The 2,435-nt window shown below is 75.1% G+C and carries 2 protein-coding genes; both read left to right on the forward strand.

Going from position 1 to position 2,435, the window contains the following annotated elements; translation table 11 throughout:
* Positions 1-180 (forward strand): hypothetical protein (locus AC30N0_RS12365; protein ID WP_489518210.1); only part of this gene is annotated, 180 nt, incomplete at its 5' end.
* Positions 181-211: 31 nt separating this feature from the next.
* Positions 212-2,435: DUF748 domain-containing protein (locus tag AC30N0_RS12370; protein ID WP_489518211.1), on the forward strand; the 2,224-nt coding region annotated here is incomplete at its 3' end.

Raw genomic sequence — 2,435 nt, forward strand, 5'->3', positions numbered from 1 at the left:
CTGGTCGCGCACCGACTCGTCCTGCAGACGATCGCGCGCCTGCTGTCTGAATCGACGCTCGCCGAGCTGAGGGCCGCGGCCCAGGGCATCGACGACGCCGGCATGCAGGAAGCCAACCCGGACGTGCACATGCGCCGGGTCGCGGAAGAGATCTGGAGCATCCTCGAGCTCACCGGCTGAGGCCGGCCGCGCGTCGACGCAGAATGCGTCGATGGATTTGCCCGCCGATCCACGCCCGCCTGTCGCCGCCGCGAATCGGTCCCGCCGGCTGCTGATCCGGGCCGCGTGGGCCGTCCTGGCCTTCGTCCTGGTGTGGAGCGCGGCCTGGTTCTACGTGCCGCCGCTGGTCCGCCACTTCGCCGAAAAGGTCGCTGCCGAGACGCTGGGCCGCCGCCTGACGCTCGGTGCGGTCACCTTCCAGCCCTGGACCCTGACGTTCGCCGTCGAATCGCTGGCGATCGCCGGCGCCGAGCCACCCGGCGCCGCCGCCGGCGCGAAGGCGACGCCGGCCGCCGCGCAGCTGGCGGTCCGTCGCATCGAGGCCGACCTGGCGATCGAATCGGTGCTCCGCGGGGCTCCGGTCGTCGACTCGCTGCGCATCGAAGCGCCCACGCTCCGCATCGCCCGCGACGCTGCCGGCCGGCTCGACGTCGACGACGTCCTCGAGCGTCTCGCCGCCCGCTTCGCTGCCGACAAGGACGCGGCACCGGCCCGCTTCGCGGTCCACAACATCGTCGTCACGCAAGGCAGCGCGGACCTGCTCGACGCCGGCGCGAAGGCGAGCCACCGCCTCCGCGAGCTCGAGCTCGGCGTGCCCTTCGTCAGCTCGCTGCCGTCGCAGCGCGAGATCCAGGTCCAGCCCCGCCTGGCCTTCGTGCTCGACGGCAGCCGCTTCGACTCCGCCGCCGAGGCGACGCCGTTCAGCGACAGCGGCCAGGGGCAGGCCAGCGTCAGGCTCGTGGGTGTCGACGTGGTTCCCTGGCTCGCCTACCTCCCGAAGAACCTGCCGCTGCAGCTGCGCGAGGGGGTGCTCGGCGCCGACCTGCGCCTGGCCTTCGAGCAGCGGCCGAAGCTCTCGCTGCGCATCGGCGGCACCGTCGACGTCGCCGGGCTGAAGGTCGTCGACGCGACGGGGCAGCCGCTCATGGACGTCGCCGCGATCCGCATCGGCATCGACGAGCTGCGGCCGCTGGAGGGCCTGCTGCGCATCGGCCAGGTCGACGTGCAGGCGCCGCAGCTGCAGGCGACGCGCGATCGGCAGGGCCGATTCAACCTCGTTCCGGCGGCGGCGCCGCGTGCCACGGAGCGGGCGCCGGCGGCGACCCCTGCTTCCGCGCCTGCCGCGGCAGCGCCCTCGACCGCAGCCCCTTCTTCCGGGGCTGCTGCAGCGTCGGCGCCGGACTCGCGCTGGCGCGTCGCCGTCGCCACCCTGTCGGTGCGGGCCGGCCGCGTCGACTGGCGCGACGCGGTGACCGTGCCAGCGACGGCGCTGGCGCTGGCCGACGTCTCCATCGATGCGAGCGGGTTGCGCTGGCCGCTCGATGCGCCGGCGACGTTCAAGGGCGAAGGCATGCTTGGCGGCGTCGAGGGCAAGGGACGGCTGGCGGTGTCGGGGCAGGGCCACGGCGCCGGCGCGGCCGTGAACGCATCGCTCGATGCCTGGCCGCTCGCCCTCGCCGCCCCCTACCTGCGCGGCGTGCTCGCGCCGGCGCTGGCCGGCAACCTGAGCGGCGACGTGACCGTCGCGTGGCGGCCCGGCGTCGGCGGCGCCGCTGACACGATCCGGGTCGACGCGAAGCGGATCGCCATCGACGCCTTGCGCCTGGGCAGCGCCAAGGCGCCGGAGCTGGCCGCCGACCGCATCGAGGTCACGGCGGCGAGCCTCGACACCGCCGCACGCTCTCTGCGTGTGGGCCGGCTGGCCCTGCTCGCGCCGAGCGTGCGGCTCGCGCGCGACGCCGGCCGGCAATGGAACGTCCAGCGCTGGACGGTGGCCGGCACACCAGCGCCGGCCTCGGCATCGGCACCAGCGACCCCATCCGCATCGGCCACGGCGTCGTCGTCAGACCCGACGCCCGCGTCCGCGTCTGCAACCGCCCCCGCAGGGATTCGGACCAGCTCGCCCTGGACCCTCGCCGTCGACGAGCTCGAGCTCGGCAAGGGCCGCGTCGCTTTCGCCGATGCTGCCCAGGCCCAGCCGGTCGCCCTCGACCTCTCCGAGCTGAGCCTGAACCTGCGCGGCTTCGCGCTCGATGCCAGCGGCCCGCTGCCGTTCCGGCTCGCCGCCCGCGTTGCCGTGCCGGCCCCGGCGGCCCGCACGGGGACGCGGGCGGCGAGCCGGTACGGCAGCGGGCCGCTGGCATCGAGCGCGAAGCCCCGCAGGTTCATGCTCAGCACGGAGAGGTCGGGGGCGACCGGCTGGGCCTGGGCAGCAT

The sequence above is a fragment of the Rhizobacter sp. genome (assembly GCF_031412495.1).
Classification (GTDB): domain Bacteria; phylum Pseudomonadota; class Gammaproteobacteria; order Burkholderiales; family Burkholderiaceae_C; genus Schlegelella_A.